Below are 17,302 nucleotides of genomic sequence, written 5' to 3' on the forward strand. Positions count from 1 at the left end.
TTTATCCCCGTCGCGGCCGTGCGTACCCCCATGTCCGTCAGCTTCGACTTCGACGGTCGCGTGGCGGTCGTCACCGGCGCGAGCGGCGCGCTCGGCAGCGCGGTCGTCGACCGGTTCCGCGACGCCGGCGCGACGGTGTGTGCCCTGGACGTGGTCGCGCCCGACGACGAGGACGCACAGCTCGACCCGGACGACGACACCCACTTCTACGAGGCCGACCTCACCGACGAGGCCGCCGTCGGGAGCGTGGTCGACGCCGTCGTCGACGACCACGGCCGCGTCGACGCGCTGGCCAACGTCGCCGGGACGTGGCGCGGCGGCACGCCAATCGAGGAGACCGACCTCGCGGAGTTCGAGTTCCTCATGGCCGTGAACCTGCAGTCGGCGTTTCTCGCCTCGAAGCACTTCGTCCCGCACCTGCGGGACGCCGGCGGCGCCATCGTCTCGGTCAGCGCCCGTTCCTCGCTGGAGGGCGGCGAGGGCGACGGCCCGTACCGCATCTCGAAGGCCGGCATCCGGATCCTCACCGAGACGCTCGCCGCGGAGAACGAGGGCGACCTGCGGGCCAACGCCATCATGCCGAGCGTCATCGACACGCCGATGAACCGCGAGATGATGCCCGACGCCGACCACGAGACGTGGGTCGACCCGGCGGACATCGCGGACGTGGTCGCGTTCCTCTGTAGCGACGGCGCGAGCGTCACGAGCGGGGCGGCTGTGCCCGTGTACGGCGAAGCCTGAATGGCACGCGGGCGACTGTGAGGATACCACACGGCCGTGTGACGAACCAACGTCGGGCAAACCGCCCGCGAATGGCAAGTCGTTTTCCGTTCCTTCGTTGAGAACACGGCACACATGGCTGAACGCGAAGCGTGGGGGACCCGTCTGGGGTTCATCCTCGCGGCGGTCGGGAGCGCAGTCGGGCTGGGGAACATCTGGCAGTTCCCCTTCAAGACGGCGACGAACGGGGGCGCGGCGTTCGTCTTCGTCTACCTGCTTGCGGCCCTGCTGATCGGGCTTCCCGCGATCCTCGGGGAGTTCGTCGTGGGGCGACGGGCGGAGATCAACGCGGTCGAGGCGTTCAAACGGCTCGGGCGGCCGGCGTGGACGGTGGTCGGCGCGCTGGGGCTGTTCATCGGGATGTGGATCCTCTCGTACTACAGCGTCGTCGGCGGGTGGGTGATCCGCTACATCGTCGGCAGCGCGACGGGCGCGTACTTCGACGGCGCGGGCACCTACTTCAACGCGGTGTCGGCCGGGTGGGACGCGGTCGCCTTCCACGCGCTGTTCATGGGGCTGACCGCCGTCATCGTCGCGTTCGGCATCGAGGAGGGGATCGAGCGGGCGACGAAGCTGATGGTCCCCTCCATCGTCGTCATCCTCGTCGGCCTCGCGGTCTACGCGTTCACGCTCGACGGGGCGGGGCCGGCGTACGGCTTCTACCTCTCGCCGGACTTCGGCTACCTTTCGAACAACCTCGGCGAGGTCGTGCCGTTCGCCGTCAGCCAGGCGTTCTTCTCGCTCTCGCTTGGGATGGGCGCGATGATCACGTACGCCTCCTACCTGAGCGAGGACGACAGCCTGCCCGCCGACGGCGGCCTCATCGTGGTGCTGAACACGGCGGTGGGCCTGCTCGCGGGCCTGGTCGTCGTGCCGCTGCTGTTCGTCCAGTTCGGCGACGTGCCCGAGACCGCGGCGGCCGGCGGCCCGGGCGCGCTGTTCGTCTCCGTCGCGCAGGCGTTTACCGACCTCGGGGTGGCCGGCCGCGCGCTCGGCGTCGTGTTCTTCCTCGTCGTCCTCATCGCCGCGCTGTCCTCGGCGATCAGCCTGCTCGAAGTCGTGACGGCGTACTTCGTCGACAACTACGGCTACGCCCGCGAGAAGGTGGCGTTCGCCTTCGCGGGCGGCCTGTTCGCCGTCGGCACGCTCTCGGCGCTGGACACCGCGTGGCTCACCTGGTTCGACACGCTCGCCTATCAGGTGCTGTTGCCGGTGTCGGTGCTGCTCGGCGTCGTCTTCGTCGGGTGGGTGTACGGTCCCGAGGCCGTCGACGAGATAAAGCGCGGTACCGGCGGCGGCGAGACGTTCGCGATGGCGTGGCTCTGGTCGGTTCGCACGTTCGTCCTGCTGGGCGTGTTCGCCACGCTGTACCTCGGCGTCACGTCGATCTATTCCGCGCCCGCGATCCCGCTGGTCTGACGCCGGCCAGCGGCTCTTTCGGGTATCTGTCACCTGTGCAGTTCGACTACACCCGATAGTGGCATGGTTTAACATGGCGTGGTGCGTAGTGGCTAGCGCGATGAGCCTGGAACACGAGCGACCGGGGACGGGGAACCGGGTCGAGGGAAACAAGGACGAGACGGAGATACCGATCGGCGAGGTAGGGGAGCTGGGCGCTCGGGACCACGCGATGTGGCAGTGCGGGGACTGCGGGGAGATGGGCGAACTCGGCGGGACGCTGCCGGAGCGCTGTCCCGCCTGCGCCGCGTCGCGGGAGTCGCTGCACTACCGGCAGGAGGACTGAGGCCGGCCGGGGACGTTCGCACTGATCCCCGACGATCGTGTAGTTTGTCGCCCGACACCTCGAAATTCGCAACGCTCTTTTGTCACCCCGGGTGAGTGGTTCCCAGTGACACGCGAATCGTGGACGACGCGGACGGGGTTCATCCTCGCGGCGGTGGGCAGCGCCGTCGGGCTGGGGAACGTCTGGCGGTTCCCATGGATGACGGCGGAGAACGGCGGGAGCGCGTTCCTGCTGGTGTATCTCGCGCTGGTGCTCGCCGTCGGCGTCCCCGGCCTGCTCGCCGAGTTCGTGATCGGCCGCCGCTCGCGGCGCAACCCCGTCGGCGCGCTGGCGTCCCTGTCGGACTCCGACCGGTGGGGCGTCGTCGGCCTGCTCCCCGTCGTCACGACGGTGCTGTTGCTGTCGTTCTACAGCGTCGTGGGCGGGTGGATACTGCGCTACCTCGTCGCCAGCGCCAGCGGCGCGTACTTCGACGCGCCGGGGCCGTACTTCGAGAGCGTCTCCTTCGGCCCCGCCGCCGTCGGGTACCACGCCGTCTTCCTGCTGCTGACGGCCGGCATCGTCCTCGCGGGCGTCCGCAAGGGGATCGAACTGGCGACGAAGGTGATGATGCCCGCCATCGCCGCCCTGCTGGTCGGCCTCGCCGCGTGGGCCGCGACGCTGCCCGGCGCCGCCGGCGGGTTCGAGTACTTCCTCGCCTTCGATCTGGGTTACCTCCGGGCGAACTTCGCGTCGGTGCTCGGCGCGGCGCTCGGGCAGGCGCTGTTTACCCTCTCGGTCGGGGCCGGGACGATGATCACCTACGCCTCCTACCTCGGTGAGGACCGGTCGCTCCCGGCCGACGGCGCGACCATCGCGGTGCTCAACACGCTCGTCGGCGTCGTCGCGGGGCTGGTCGTGTTCCCGCTCCTGTTCGCGGGCGACCTGCCGGTCGGCGGAAGCGGCCCCGGCGCGCTCTTCGTCAGCCTCGCCAGCGCCTTCGCCACGCTGCCCGGCGGCCGGGTCGTCGCCGTCGTCTTCTTCGCCGTGATGACGCTCGCGGCGCTGTCGAGTTCGATCAGCATGCTCGAACTCCCCGTCGCCTACCTCGCGGACGAACACGGCGTCGCCCGGCGCGACGCGACGGCCGGCCTCTCAGCGCTGTTTCTCGTCCTCGGCGCGGTCAACGCGCTCCGGCCGGCGGTGTTCGACTTCGTCGCCTCGACGCTCGTGGACCTGCTGCTGGCGGCCGGCCTGCTTGCCTTCCTGCTGTTCGCGGGCTGGGTGCTCGGCCGGGACGCCGTCGAGGAGTTCCGCGAGGGCGCCGGCTCGCTCGGCGACGCGCTCGCGACGCCGTGGCTGTTCGTCGTCGGCGTCGCGCTCCCCGTGTTTCTCATCTTCACGGTCATTACGGGCGTGCTCGGGATCGCGGGCGTCTCGCTGGGCACCGGCGCGGTCGTCGGGCTGACCGCGGCGGCCGCCCTCGCCGCGTTCGCCGCGCTCCGGCGGGCCGGGTCGGTGGTGTAGTCCGGGGGCGGCGACGCGACTCCGTCGTACGGAAACCTTTTCCCTTCCCTGGTAGTGCGATCGGTCAACGATGAGACACGGGAGGGTCAGACCGTGACGATGGACGACCGCATCGACGAGCTCCGGGACCTCCGCGAGGAGGCCGAGCAGGGGGGCGGAGAGGCCCGGATCGAGTCCCAGCACGAGAAGGGGAAGATGACCGCCCGCGAGCGGATCGAGTACTTCCTCGACGACGGAACGTTCAACGAGTTCGACCAGTTCCGCACCCACCGCTCGCACAACTTCGGGATGGAGGAAAAGCAGGTGCTCACCGACGGGGTCGTCACCGGCTACGGCGAGGTCAACGGCCGGAAGACGTTCGTGTTCGCCCACGACTTCACCGTGTTCGGCGGGTCGCTGGGCGAGGTGTTCGCCGAGAAGATATGCAAGGTCATGGACATGGCCATGGAGGTGGGCGCGCCGCTGGTCGGCCTCAACGACTCCGCCGGCGCGCGCATCCAGGAGGGCGTCGCCAGCCTCGGCGGCTTCGCCGACATCTTCCACCGCAACCAGCAGGCAAGCGGCGTCATCCCCCAGATATCCGGCATCATGGGTCCCTGCGCCGGCGGCGCGGTGTACTCCCCCTCGATCACCGACTTCATCTTCATGGTGAAGGACACGAGCCACATGTACATCACCGGCCCCGGCGTCACCGAGACGGTCACCGGCGAGGAGGTGACCCACGAGGAACTGGGCGGCGCGATGACCCACTCCTCGAAGACCGGCATCGCGCAGTTCGCCTGCGAGGACGACGAGGCGGCGCTTGACCGCATCCGACGGCTGCTCTCCTACCTCCCGCAGAACAACGTCGAGGACCCCCCGCGCGTCGAGCCGTGGGACGACCCCGAGCGCCGCGACGACGCGCTGACCGACATCGTCCCCGACAGCCCGCAGAAGCCCTACGACATGACCGACGTGATCGGCTCGGTCGTCGACGAGGGGTCGTTCTTCGAGGTGAACGCCAACTTCGCCAAGAACGTCGTCGTCGGCTTCGCCCGCCTCGACGGCCGCTCGGTCGGGGTCGTCGCCAACCAGCCGCGGGTCAACGCGGGGACGCTCACCGTCGACGCCTCGATGAAGGCCTCGCGGTTCGTGCGTACCTGCGACTCCTTCAACGTCCCCATCGTGACGTTCGTCGACGTGCCCGGCTACATGCCCGGCACGGACCAGGAGCACCGCGGGATCATCCGCCACGGCGCGAAGCTGCTGTACGCGTTCAGCGAGGCCACCGTGCCGCTGCTCACCGTCATCACGCGGAAGGCCTACGGCGGCGCGTACTGCGTCATGTCCTCGAAGCACCTCGGCGCTGACGTCAACTACGCCTGGCCGACCGCCGAGATCGCCGTCATGGGGCCACAGGGCGCGGTGAACCTGCTGTACGACGACGAACTGGAGGCGGCCGACGACACCGAGGCGCTCCGCCAGGAGCTCATCGACGAGTACCGCGAGGAGTTCGCCAACCCCTACACCGCCGCCGATCGGGGCTTCCTCGACGACGTGATCGAACCGACCGAGACGCGGCCGCGGCTCATCCAGGACCTGGAGATGCTGCGCTCGAAGCGCGAGGACGGGCCCGACAAGAAACATGGAAACATCCCGCTCTGAGGCGAGGGCGGCGGACGCCGACGGCGAGGTGCCGGACCTGCTGCCCGGCGACGTGACCCTCGACGTGCCCGACGACGCGTCGCCCCAGGAGGCCGCGGCCATCGCCGCGGCGGTCGGCGCGCACCTGCGGGACCGCGAGGTCGCCGCGGCCGAGGCCGCCGCCGCGACCGAGGAGAGGTGGGACGGCGAGCGCTGGACCTTCGCCGGCCGCGTCGAGGCGACGCAGGGCCGGACGGTCCGCGTGCCCGAGGGCGCACCCACCGACGGCTGGACGGCGGCCGGGCGGGCCGACCGGCTCTGACCGTCGGGGCAGGTTCTCCCGCGTCCTTCCAGTATAGCGCGGGTTCTGTATTCTGCAACACGGTCGAAACCCCTGTGAGCGGGTCGAAACGTCACTATGCGAAGCCAGTACGCCGGTCCCACCACGGACGTTCCTCGCTGAACCACTCACGAAAACGGCGTCCGAGATCGACTGCCGGTCAGGTGGACGCCTGGCCCCGCGTCCAGCCGGGGTCGTGGCCGGTGCGGTCCAGGAGGTCGGACCGACACGCCGGACAGTAGTCCGGGGTGACGGAGCCGTTTCGGGGAACGTACACCGCGCCGCCACATTTCACGCACGCATCCGCGACGACGGTCGCGCAGTCCGCACAGACGCCGAAGTCGTCGGCCGTGAGTTCGCGCAGGGGTTCCAGCTGTTTGTCGAGGAGATACTCGTCGATGACCGTCCGACAGTTCTGGCACGGTTTCATGACGATGCATGCTACCCTGGTGACCGCACGGTAAATACCTGCCTCCGACGCCGGCCCGACCGTCCAGACGAACGCCCGGTCCGTGCGATCCGCGCCGCGAGGCTACCGGAGGAGGCGTGGTACCGGGACCCTCGGAAGGGTTATCCGTCACTGCCGCCAACGTTTGTTTACAATGGCACACGGCAAAGTTGATTTCTTCAACGACACTGGCGGCTACGGTTTCATTTCGACTGACGACGGCGACCTCGACGATGACGAGGACGTGTTCTTCCACATGGAGGACGTCGGCGGCGAGGACCTGACGGAAGGGACCGAGGTCGAGTTCGACATCGAGTCCTCGGAGAAGGGCCCGCGCGCGGCGAACGTCGTCCGGCAGTAACACGAACGCTCGTCGCCCACGGCGACGACCGACACCCGAAATTTTTCGAACGGCTATCCGGGAAGCGACGGCGTTCGATCCGCCCCCCGAAATCGAGGGTCGGAACCTATCCTCAATAGAGGAACCGCAGGACCGGCTACCCTTCCCGCCGCTCGACGCGGAACGTCACGTCGCCCTCCGGCTGGTACGACGCGGCCATCGTCGGCTGGGGCGGTTCGTCGCCGACGTAGTCGAAGCGCACGCGCTGGAGCAGCGTCGCGAGCACCAGCTTCAGCTCCATCCGGGCGAAGCGCATCCCGATGCAGTGGCGCGGGCCGCCGCCGAAGGGGAAGTAGGCGTAGTCGGGGAGGTCGGCCTCGAACTCGTCGGTCCAGCGGTCGGGGCGGAACGCGTCGGGGTCATCGTACCACCGCCCGTCGCGGTGGATCTTGAACTGCGGGAGGGTCATCTTCGTGTCGGCGGGGATCCGGTAGCCGCCGAGTTCGACCGGCTCGCGGGTCTCCCGGAAGATCACGTACGCCGGCGGGTAGAGCCGGAGCGACTCCCGGCAGACCGAATCGAGGTAGTCGAGCGCGGGGAGGTCGAGCACGTCAGGGGGACCGCCGCCGAGCGCGTCGTCCAGTTCGGCTTCCAGCCGCTCACGGACGTCGGGGTGCTCGGCGAGCAGGTAGGCGGTGTAGGTGAGCGCGAGCGAGGTGGTCTCGTGGCCGGCGAAGAGGAAGGTGAGCGTCGTGTCGCGCAGTTCCTCGTCGCTCATGCCCTCGCCGTCCTCGCCGGCGGCCATCAGCATCGCCAGCAGGTCGTCGTGGCCCTCCGGATCGGCGCGGCGGGCGGCGATCAGCTCGTCGACGGCGTCGGCGAAGTCGGCCTGGGCGCGCTTGAACCGGCGGTTCGCGGGCGTCGGCACCCACTCCGGGACGAACGCCGTGGCGCTCGACGAGTCCGCGCGGCGGTTCAGTTCGTCGGCCGCGCGGGTGATCGCCTCGCCCCGGCCGTCGGCGTCGACGTCCACGTCGAACAGCGAGTCGGCGAGGATCCGCAGCGTCAGGTCGGAGAACCGCTCGTTCGCGACGACGCGGTCGCCGTCGCCCCACTCGGCGGCCATCTCGTGGGCGAACGCCGTCATCCGGTCGCCGTACGCCCGGACCCGGTCGAGCTGGAACGCCGGCTGGGCGAGCGTGCGCTGCGTGCGCCACTGCTCGCCCTCGGCGAACAGCAGGCCGTTCGGGGCGAACGACGTTCCGAAGTTCTGTAGCTGCCACTTCCCGTAGCTGTCGGCGTCGGTGACGAGGACCCGCTCGACGTGGTCGGGGTGGAGCACCGTCACCATGTCCTGGCCGGCGACGCTGTAGCCGACCACGTCGCCGTACCCGGCCAGCGTCTCGTAGAAGCCGTGGGGGTCCCGGCTGAACTGGTGGGTGTTCCCGAGCAGCGGCAGCCCGGACGGGCCGGGCGGGAACCCGCCGCCGGCGTCGCCGTCGCTTTCCGCGTCGCCCTCGTCCGCCGCGTCCGACCCGCCGGTGTGGCGTGACGTGCCCATACCCGTGACCAGGGCGGACCGGGCCAAGCCAGTTCTGTCGGCGCAGCTAGCGAGTTTATACGTCGTGTCGCCACCGTTTAGTCGGACGCACCCGCAGGGAGTGGCGTGAACTACGTCGACGTCCGGCTGCGCCAGCCCGACGGGATGTTGCACCCGATGCAGGCGTTCATCCGCGAGGGCGAGGCGGTCGAGCGCGAGGAACTCCGCGCCTGGAACGTCCTCCCCGAGCGGGACGTCGAGTACGCGCTGTTCTACGTCGAGGGCGACCGCGAGCGCTACGAGGCGGCCATGGACGGCGTCGACTCCGTGCGCTGGTACGACTGCACGGCGGTCGACCCGGATTCGTTCCACGTCTACGTCTGCCAGGAGACCCGCGAGGCCGACCGGGACTGGCGCTCGGCGTTCGCCGCCCTCGACCTCGTTGTCGTCCCGCCCATCGTGTACGACGACGAGGCGGCGATGCGGATGGTCGTCGTCGGCGCGAGCGAGGACGTCCGGGCGATGCTCGACGGGCTACCGCCCGGGATCGACGTGCGGGTCAACGGCATCGGCGAGTTCGACCGGCGGGAGCCGACGCTCGCGGGCGCGCTGACCGACCGCCAGTCCGAGGCGGTCCGGGTCGCCGCGGATCTTGGCTACTACGAGGTGCCGCGGTCGGCGTCGCTGGCCGACGTGGCGGCCGAACTCGGCTGTGCGGAGAGCACCGCCTCGAACCACCTCCGGAAGGCGGAGGCGGCGGTGATGACGCGGGTCGCGGGGCGGTGAGCGAGGCGACCGGTCGCGGTGACCGGGCGGATGCGGTGCGGAAACTCCCGTACACACCCGGGTGTTCCGACTGCCGGCCGAGGGCACGCCCAAGCCGAGGACATGCTCTACACCGGCGCAGGCCCGGGACGGATCGCGACTCATGCCGACCGAGGAGGACTTGCGTTGAAAAGCCCAGTGTGTCTCCCCAAACCCATTGGTAAATAAATATCGTGCGGGCTTACCGGATCGAAAAACTCTCTGCACGTGGAATTCAACGTCGGATAACGGATGAGCGAAAGGACCCCGGACTGGGAGTTCAAAGAGCGGGACGTGATTATCCTCAAGGAGTTGGCTCGCGACCCACAGCTGTCGGCGCGGGAACTCACCGACGTATTGAAAACGGAACACGACATCGACGTGAGCCACGTCACGGTGAGCAAATCGATCCGCAATATGCGGGAGGAGGGCGTCTTTCAGGAGGCGATCCTCCCCCACGAGTCGTATTTCACGTTCGCGCTACTGGAGTTCAAGTTCAACCCCGAGTACTTCGCGGAACACTGGCGCGAAACGATGGAGTACATCCGCGACAGCCAGTACACGATATTCTACTTCCTGGCCGACGGCGAGTACCAGTGGAAGACCGTGATGATGTTCCCGGACCAGGAGACGGAGTCCCGGTGGATACACGAGTTCTACAAGAACCACGGGAAAGTCATCAACAACATCCGCAGTTCGACGATGTCCAACGTGCTGAAATTCGGCACCTCCCCGGGCCTGTTCGACCACATGGGGACGCCCGACGATGACTAGGTCCGCGAAACGCGACGTTCCCGGAACCGGACCGCATACAGCCGTTCCCCACCGATCGTAGTTTGAGTGTAGGCCAAGGCGAGCACAAATACGATCACTGGCTACCCGTCCCGTTTGGGTCGCCGAGTCCCACGAACTACCGGAAGTGGGGATCCGTCTCACCGGTCGGGATCCTACACGCCGAGGTACTTCCGACGCAGTTCCTCGTCGTCCCTGAGGCGTTCGGTCGTCACCTCGTCCACGAGATGCCCCTCCTCGATGATGTAATGTCGGTCGGCGATGGCCATCGCCGCGGCGACGTTCTGTTCGACCATGAGGACGGTGACGTCGCGCTCGTCGTTGATGCGCTGGATGGCGTCTTCGACCTGCCTGACGATCATCGGCGCGAGTCCCTCGCAGGGCTCGTCGAGTAGCATCAGATCCGGGTTCGCGACGAGTGCGCGTGCGATCGCAACCATCTGCTGTTGCCCCCCGCTCAGTTTGCTCCCGTTCCGGTCGCGGACCTCGTCGAGTTCCGGGAAGAAATCGAACACCTCGGATTCCGGCAGGGGGTCGTCGACAGCGGTCGCCGCGACGTGGATGTTCTCACTGACTGTCAAACGGGGGAAAACCCGCCGGCCCTCGGGGACGTAGGCGAGCCCCAGATCCGCGATCTGGAAGCTCTCCCGTTCGAGGAGGTTTTGGTCCCGAAAGTCGATCGTTCCGCCGCTCACGTGGGGCTCGTCGGCGCCCACGACCGCTCGGATGGCGGTCGTTTTGCCGGCACCGTTCCGCCCCAGCAGGGAGACAACCTCGCCCTCGTCGACCTCGATATCGATGCCGAACAACACCTGCCCCGTTTCGTACCCGGCTTCGAGGCCGTCGACTGCCAGCAGGGTCATAGTTCCTCCCGCATGCCGCCGAGGTAGGCCTTCTGGACCTCGTCGCTGTTCTGGATCTCGTCCGGCGTCCCCGTCGCCAGTATCCGACCGCGGTCGAGGACGGTTATCCGGTCGCTCATCGAGAGCACGATGCTCATGTCGTGTTCGATCAGCAGTAACGTGAGTCCGAACTCGGATTGGATCGATTCGATCATCGCCGCGGTCTCCTCCGTCTCCGTGGGACCCATTCCGCTCGTGGGCTCGTCCAGCAGTAACACCGACGGCTCCGTGGCCAGCGCCATCGCGATGCTGAGCCGTCGCTGATTCCCGTGCGAGAGGTTCACCGCCTGCTCGTCCGCCTTCGATCCGAGACCCACACGGTCGAGGATGTCGTAGGCCTTCTCCTCGGCGACGCTTCGACCGTCGCGGAACAGGTCGAAGGAGAACGACCCCCGTTCGTTCGTCTGTGCGACTATCCGGACGTTCTCGAGCGTCGATTTGGATTCGAACAGCTGGTTCGACTGAAACGACCGGACCAGCCCCAGGTGCGGCCGTTCGTACTGCGGCACGTCGGTGATGTTGGTGCCCTGGTAGTACACGTCCCCCTCCGACGGGGCGAGGGCGTTGGTGAGAACGTTGAACAGCGTCGTTTTGCCGGCGCCGTTCGGGCCGATAACCGAGCGTAGCTCGTTCTCCCGGACGGCCAGGTCGACGTGGTCAACGGCGATGAGCCCGCCGAACCTGCGTGTGAGCCCTTCGGCTCCGAGGACCGCCTGTGACGGGTCGATCTCCGTCGTCGTCGCAGTAGTTTCTGTATCAGTCATCGTTGGATGGAAACTCGGTTGGTGTCGCGTCCGTGCGGGGGCTATTCATCGGCGAACCTCCTGCGAACGGCGGCGATCGCGTCGGCCGCGTAGCCGCGGACCAACCCCCAGAGCCCACGGCTGGGTGCCAGCACGATGACGAGCACGAAGGCGAATCCGAAGAAGAACCGCCAGTAGCTGAGGACGGTCCCCGCTTCGAACGCTCCGACCAGCGGGAGCGAGAGGACCTCGAACGTCTGCAAGTACTCCCGAATCCCGAACCAGCTGAAGGCACCCACCACCGGCCCGAAGAAGAAATGGACGCCGCCGAAGATCGTCATCAGGAGGACTTCGGCGCTGGTTTGCGGGCCGAAGTTCCGCAGGGACGCGCCGTAGTTGTTGATCATCAGCAGCGCGCCGGCAACCGCCGAGAACCCGGCGGACATGGTTAACGTCCAGACCTTGTAGCGGTCGACCGAGATCCCCATCGCCCTCGCCAGTTCCTCGTTGTCCCGGATGGCGACGAGCGTCCGTCCGAACGGCGATCGGACGATCTGCCACAACAGCAACATCGTCGCTGCGAACACGAGCGCGACGAACCAGTAGTAGCTCGGTTCGAGGCCGACGGAGGCAAACAGGCCGTCGACCCACCCCACGTCGATCAACCGCCGGCCGCGGAAACTGGAGATCCACTCCGGCGTCGTCCCCGACCGGATCCCGTCGGACCCGCCGGTCAAGTCATAGGGGTTGGCGTTCACGACGAAGTGAACGCCCATCGCGAACGCCAGCGTCAGCATCGCGAAGTATATCTCGCCGTACCGGACGATTATCCGACCGATCACGTACGCGAGCGCGCTCGATACGACCACGGCCAGCAGCGTCATGAGCGAGAACGGGAGCCCGAACTCGGAGAGGCCGATGGCGGTCACGTACACGCCGGTCCCGAGAAACATCGCGTGGCCGAACGAGAGCAGGCCCACGTAGCCGAACAGGAGGTTGAAGGACGCGGCGAACAGCATCCAGATGAGGATCGTGGTCGCGATGTGCGGGCTGCCGAGTACGAACTCGTTGCCCAGAACCGGCCTGGTCAACAGGGCGACCAGTACGATACCGACCGGAGCGCGGAGCGTCCGGATCCATTCGGCGTTCACGATGCCGTTCATCCGTTCGAAGCGGGACAAGTAGCTCATTCCAGTAACCCCTCCTCCCCGAAGAGCCCGCGCGGTCTGATCAACAGCACGACGAGCATCACGATGTACGGGACGACGCCACCGATCCCGGCGACGTCGAGCGCGTCGACCCCGGTGACGGTGGCCAGCGAGCGGACGGCGACCGGCGCGACGAACACGCTGATACCGATCAGCAGCCCGCTCACGACGCTGCCGAAGATACTGCCCACGCCGCCGACGATGACGATGACGAACGCGAGCAGGACGAACTCGAAGCCCATAGAGAGGTCCATTCCAGTCTCAGCCCCCCGGAGGACGCCAGCCAGCCCGGCGATCGCGGAGCCGAGAAAGAAGACGACGGTGAACCTCGTCGGGATGTCGATCCCGATGAATTCGGCCATCTCCCGGTCCTGGAGGCCGGCCCGGATGGTGAGGCCGAAGTCCGTCCGGTACATGAGGAGATAGGTCCCGACGATCACAAGCGTGGCGACGAAAACGGTCGCCAGGCGGATCGTCGCGATCTGTCCGACCCCGATCGGGACGGATCCCTGGAGGCTGGCTGGGATCTCGAAGGTGAGCGGCGTCCCGCCCCATTTGGCTCGCGTCGCTTCCTCGATCATCACGAAGACGCCGAACGTCGCAAGCAGCCCGATTATCGGGGTCCCGCCGTAGAGACGCCGAAGAATAGTGACTTCCATCGTGACGCCGAGCGCCCCGACGGCGACCGGAACGACGAGGAGAGCCATCCAGAAGGAGAACCCCTGAAGCGCGACGACCTCGTACGCGCCGTAGGCACCTAGCATGAACAGCCCGCCGTGGGCGAAGTTGACTACCCCGAGGAGGCCGAGAATGAGCGCCAGTCCGAGCGCGATGATAGCCAGGACCATCCCGTACGCGACACCTCCGATCAGGTTCTGTATGAACAGGTCGGGGGAGACCGCGAGCGTGGCCGACAGGAGCACGACGACGATGACCGCTAACGCCTTTGCTGGCATCGACCATGACCCGAGGTTCAGTTCCCTGATCACGGCCATGGGTGCCTCCGTTATAGCTCGCATGCGCCACTGGGTTCGGGAGACGCCTCTTCGCCCTCCATCGTTCGTTCGACGTCGAACCAGACGTTGTACGGGTCGTTCTGATGCTCGCTGACGGCGCGCCCGGACGTCATGTGGGTGGGCTGGACGAGCTGATGGTCGCCCTCTCGCCAGTAGATCGTCTCCTCGGTGGGCTGGAGGTCGTAAATCGCGTCGTTGTCGACCTCGTGACCGCTGAGTTCGTCCTTGATCGCCTCCCCCTCGAGCGACTCGGCCCGCATCGACGCACGGACCATCTGGTCGACCGAGACGTAGCCCATGTAGTGCCGAACGAACGGGTCATGGTCCGATAGCTCGGCGATCTCTTCCAGCCAGTCCTCCGAGACGTCCAGGCCGGCGCTCCATCCCTGACTGTTAATGTCGAGCAGGGCAGTCGCCCGGGGGTCGATACCCCAGAGGCTGACGTCCTCCGTCTGATGCATCATGAACGAGTAATCGTCCTGCATCTCGCGGCTGAGGATCTGGCTGGTCGACGCCCGCTGGTCCAGACCGGCGACCAGCAGCGCGATACCGCCCGCATCGGACTCTTCGGCGCTGTTGAGATACGGGTTGTACTCCTGTGTGGGGAACGGGACGGCTTGGCTCCCGACGACGTTCGCGCCCTCGGATTCGAGCGCCTGCGAGTACGCGTCGAACGCCGTTTGCCCCCAGGTGTAATCCGAGTAGAGGATGTACCAATCGTCCTCGAGGTCCGCCATCGCGGGGGCGACGGGCCCGAGCTGCATCGTGTTCGACATGTACGTGCTGAACATGTACTCCGCACACTGGGACCCGGTGATGTCGTCCGAGCCGCCGTGAACGCAGATCGGAACCTGATTCTCGGTGGCCCAACTGCCCATGGCCATCCCGACGGCGGAACTGACGCCGCCGAACGCCATGTGCGCGCCGTCGTCGACGACCATTCCTTCGATCTGACTGACCGCCTCGTCCGGATTCGCGGCGCTGTCGCCGGTGACGACCTCTATCGAGACGTCGAACTCCTCTTCGAGGTGTTGTGCCGCCAGCCGGCCGCCGTCACGCTCCGCCTCCCCGTACGGTGCGAAAGCCCCGCTGAGGGCCGTGGGACACGCGATAACGATCTCGTCACCGACGCCGTCCCCGTCGTCACCGCCGCCGGTACAGCCGGCGAGTCCTCCGATCGAAACCGCTGACGCCGCTCCCGCCCGCTTCAGGAACGACCTCCTATTATGATCTTTCATGTTGTACTCTCTCTTTCAGGTCCTCCTATGATAGGTCTTTCGATGGTTAGAATATCCAGACTAATTAGAACAACTGGTAAGATAGAACCCCACTTCACACAAGAATAGTTAAATTATACTCGTAAGGGCGATGAGTGAGTCCCCTTCCGTCCGGGATCCAATCGGGTTCCGGTTCTTGGCCGCAACTGCGACCACTTTCTCTTCCTCCGCGTTTCCCGTCGGAAGAGGATGCCAACGCACCGCTACACTATTTTCCAATCATTTGTATTACTGCCTTCCAGATTACCAACATCCGGAAGATTGATTAGATCCGTTAACAAGATATAGGTAGATGGAGAACACCGATATCCAGCGCGTCGCGGTTCTCGGCGCAGGTAGCATGGGTCACGGGATCGCGGAAGTCGCTGCGATCGCCGGGTACGACGTCGCACTTCGGGACGTCGAGGAGGAGTACGTCGATGACGGACTCGACAACATCGAGTGGAGTCTCGACAAGTTGGAGGAGAAACGTCGAATCGAGGAATCCGCCGACGAGGTCTTCGGCCGGGTCGACGGCTACACCGACCTGCAGGCCGCCGTCGGGGATGCCGACCTGGTCGTCGAAGCGATCCCGGAGCGGCTCGACCTGAAGAAGGAGACGTTCGCGGAGGTGGACGAGTACGCCCCGGATCATGCGATACTCGCGAGCAACACCTCCGGCCTCTCGATCACCGATATGGCGGCGTCGACCGATCGGCCCGAGCAGGTCGTCGGGACGCACTACTTCAACCCGCCGCTACGGATGGATCTCGTCGAGGTCGTTCAGGGGGAACGGACCAGTTCTGAGACCGTGGAGGCGATGCACGACTACGTCGAATCCGTCGGCAAGACCCCCATCGACGTGAAGAAAGACGTCCACGGGTTCGTCGTCAACAACGTCCTCGTTCCGTTCATGAGCGAAGCGGCGTGGATGCTCGACGAGGGCGAGTGCACCGTCGAGGCGGCCGACTCCGCGATGGTGTACGACCGGGGCTATCCGATGGGGCCGTTCGAACTCAACGACTACAGCGGGATCGACATCGCCTACGAGTTCCTCGACGCCTCGGGGTACGACGTGCCCCCGTCGATCGAGGGGAAGTTCGAGCACGAAACCCTCGGGCGGAAAACCGGGAGCGGGTTCTACGAATACGAGGACGGGGAGGGCCCCACCTACGAACCCGGCGACCGAGCGGGCTTCGACACCCTCCGCATCGAGGCGCGGATGATCAACGAGGCGGCCCGACTGATCGGCAACGACGTCGCGACGGCCGAGGATATCGACGTCGGCGTTCGCCTCGGCGGTCGATTCCCGCTCGGTACCTGTCGCGTCGGCGATAAGATCGGGCTCGACGCCGTCCTCTCGAAGCTGGAGGCCCTCCACGAGGCGACCGGAAACGCCCGCTACGAGCCCGCCGAGTACCTGGTCGAGCTAGTCGAGTCGGGCAGGACCGGTGAGGAAGCCGGGGAGGGCTTCTACGACTACACCGGGGAGTGGCCCTATCAGTTCCTCAACCTCGAACTCGACGACGAGGGCGTCCTCTCTATCGAGTTCGACCGGACGGAACGGCTCAACGCCCTCTCCGACGAGATGTTCGCCGAGATCGACCGTGCGCTGGCCGATGCGAACCCCGAGGAGGTCTCCTGTGTCGTCTTCTCCGGCGCGGGCGACCGCGCGTTCTCCGCCGGCGTCGACGTGACGGGCTTCATGTCGAAGGAGCCGACCGAGATCATGGACGTCGAGGAGTCCATCGAGCGGGTGTACGACTTCGACCGCCCGACGATCGCCGCGATCGACGGGTTCTGTCTCGGGGGTGCCTTCGAACTGATGCTCGCCTGCGACATCCGCATCGCGACCGAGAACTCGACGTTCGGGAACCCGGAGATCGACCTCGGCCTGATCCCCGGCGGCGGGTCCACGCAGCGGCTCACCCGTCTCGTGGGCGAACCCCGGGCGAAGGAGTTGATCTTCCGGGGCAACCACTTCCCCGCGGAGCAGGCGGCCGACTGGGGCATCATCAACCGCGCGGTGCCCGAGGGGGAGTTCGACGACACCGTCGAGGAGTTCGTCGACGACCTCAGCTCCGGTCCCAAGACCGCGCTCAAGGTGGCGAAACAGGTCATCAACGAGGGACAGGACGCGAGCCTGAAGAGCGGGTTGAAGATGGAGAGCCAGGGGTTCGGACTGCTCACTACGACTGACGACATGATCGAGGGCGTCGTGGCGTTCCGCGAGGACCGCGAGCCCGACTTCGAGAGCTAA

At 66.7% G+C, this 17,302-nt stretch carries 17 protein-coding genes; 10 read left to right on the top strand and 7 right to left on the bottom strand.

The genetic code is table 11. The features are described from left to right. Positions 1-30: 30 nt before the first annotated feature. The 6 genes from EYW40_RS06430 to EYW40_RS06455 all read left to right on the top strand — a co-directional run bounded on the left by EYW40_RS06430 (position 31) and on the right by EYW40_RS06455 (position 5,975). Positions 31-741 (top strand): SDR family oxidoreductase, encoded by a 711-nt coding sequence (locus tag EYW40_RS06430; protein ID WP_135820810.1) that lies wholly within the window; start codon positions 31-33, stop codon positions 739-741. 114 nt (positions 742-855) lie between these two features. Next, entirely contained in the window at positions 856-2,199 is a 1,344-nt protein-coding gene (locus EYW40_RS06435; protein WP_135820811.1) for a sodium-dependent transporter, read from the top strand. A gap of 100 nt (positions 2,200-2,299) precedes the next feature. Beyond that, positions 2,300-2,524: a DUF7130 family rubredoxin-like protein gene (locus EYW40_RS06440; protein ID WP_135820812.1), complete on the top strand. Its 225-nt coding sequence runs from the start codon at positions 2,300-2,302 to the stop codon at positions 2,522-2,524. A gap of 105 nt (positions 2,525-2,629) precedes the next feature. Beyond that, entirely contained in the window at positions 2,630-4,030 is a 1,401-nt protein-coding gene (locus EYW40_RS06445) for a sodium-dependent transporter (RefSeq protein ID WP_135820813.1), read from the top strand. A gap of 99 nt (positions 4,031-4,129) precedes the next feature. After that, positions 4,130-5,674: an acyl-CoA carboxylase subunit beta gene (locus tag EYW40_RS06450; protein WP_135820814.1), complete on the top strand. Its 1,545-nt coding sequence runs from the start codon at positions 4,130-4,132 to the stop codon at positions 5,672-5,674. Next, the gene (locus EYW40_RS06455; RefSeq protein WP_135820815.1) at positions 5,655-5,975 is read left to right on the top strand and encodes a DUF8022 family protein; all 321 of its coding nucleotides are present in this window, start codon (positions 5,655-5,657) and stop codon (positions 5,973-5,975) included. Before EYW40_RS06450 ends, EYW40_RS06455 begins: the two co-directional genes overlap by 20 nt. Before the next feature lie 178 nt (positions 5,976-6,153). On the opposite strand, the gene EYW40_RS06460 is transcribed toward EYW40_RS06455, so the two are convergent. Continuing rightward, positions 6,154-6,423 (bottom strand): DUF7571 family protein, encoded by a 270-nt coding sequence (locus EYW40_RS06460; RefSeq protein ID WP_135820816.1) that lies wholly within the window; start codon positions 6,421-6,423, stop codon positions 6,154-6,156. A gap of 172 nt (positions 6,424-6,595) precedes the next feature. On the opposite strand from EYW40_RS06460, the gene EYW40_RS06465 reads away from it, so the two are divergent. Beyond that, positions 6,596-6,802, top strand: a complete 207-nt coding sequence (locus EYW40_RS06465; protein WP_135820817.1) for a cold-shock protein — start codon at positions 6,596-6,598, stop codon at positions 6,800-6,802. Positions 6,803-6,938: 136 nt separating this feature from the next. Here the strand turns inward: EYW40_RS06465 and EYW40_RS06470 are convergent, their stop codons facing one another. Further along, on the bottom strand, positions 6,939-8,342 hold the full coding sequence (locus EYW40_RS06470) for a cytochrome P450 (RefSeq protein ID WP_135820818.1): 1,404 nt from the start codon (positions 8,340-8,342) through the stop codon (positions 6,939-6,941). 105 nt (positions 8,343-8,447) lie between these two features. Between EYW40_RS06470 and EYW40_RS06475 the strand changes: the two genes are divergently transcribed. Both EYW40_RS06475 and EYW40_RS06480 read left to right on the top strand, forming a co-directional pair. After that, the gene (locus EYW40_RS06475; RefSeq protein ID WP_135820819.1) at positions 8,448-9,107 is read left to right on the top strand and encodes a helix-turn-helix domain-containing protein; all 660 of its coding nucleotides are present in this window, start codon (positions 8,448-8,450) and stop codon (positions 9,105-9,107) included. Between the two features lie 270 nt (positions 9,108-9,377). Then, complete coding sequence (locus EYW40_RS06480) at positions 9,378-9,899, top strand: winged helix-turn-helix domain-containing protein (RefSeq protein WP_135820820.1); 522 nt, start codon at positions 9,378-9,380, stop codon at positions 9,897-9,899. Between the two features lie 173 nt (positions 9,900-10,072). Here EYW40_RS06480 and EYW40_RS06485 read toward each other — a convergent pair whose 3' ends face one another. The 5 genes from EYW40_RS06485 to EYW40_RS06505 are packed head-to-tail and all read right to left on the bottom strand — an operon-like array spanning position 10,073 to position 15,024. Continuing rightward, positions 10,073-10,780: an ABC transporter ATP-binding protein gene (locus EYW40_RS06485; RefSeq protein WP_135820821.1), complete on the bottom strand. Its 708-nt coding sequence runs from the start codon at positions 10,778-10,780 to the stop codon at positions 10,073-10,075. Beyond that, entirely contained in the window at positions 10,777-11,583 is an 807-nt protein-coding gene (locus EYW40_RS06490) for an ABC transporter ATP-binding protein (protein WP_135820822.1), read from the bottom strand. Before EYW40_RS06490 ends, EYW40_RS06485 begins: the two co-directional genes overlap by 4 nt. Positions 11,584-11,624: 41 nt before the next feature. Further along, positions 11,625-12,752 (bottom strand): branched-chain amino acid ABC transporter permease, encoded by a 1,128-nt coding sequence (locus EYW40_RS06495; RefSeq protein ID WP_135820823.1) that lies wholly within the window; start codon positions 12,750-12,752, stop codon positions 11,625-11,627. Beyond that, entirely contained in the window at positions 12,749-13,789 is a 1,041-nt protein-coding gene (locus EYW40_RS06500; protein ID WP_202614460.1) for a branched-chain amino acid ABC transporter permease, read from the bottom strand. Before EYW40_RS06500 ends, EYW40_RS06495 begins: the two co-directional genes overlap by 4 nt. After that, on the bottom strand, positions 13,777-15,024 hold the full coding sequence (locus tag EYW40_RS06505) for an ABC transporter substrate-binding protein (RefSeq protein WP_135820824.1): 1,248 nt from the start codon (positions 15,022-15,024) through the stop codon (positions 13,777-13,779). The genes EYW40_RS06500 and EYW40_RS06505 overlap by 13 nt, the downstream gene beginning before the upstream one ends. Positions 15,025-15,355: 331 nt before the next feature. Between EYW40_RS06505 and EYW40_RS06510 the strand changes: the two genes are divergently transcribed. Further along, positions 15,356-17,302: a 3-hydroxyacyl-CoA dehydrogenase/enoyl-CoA hydratase family protein gene (locus tag EYW40_RS06510; RefSeq protein WP_135820825.1), complete on the top strand. Its 1,947-nt coding sequence runs from the start codon at positions 15,356-15,358 to the stop codon at positions 17,300-17,302.

Origin of the sequence: Halostella litorea (assembly GCF_004785955.1) — an archaeon.
In the GTDB taxonomy this organism is placed as follows: Archaea; Halobacteriota; Halobacteria; order Halobacteriales; family Natronoarchaeaceae; genus Halostella; species Halostella litorea.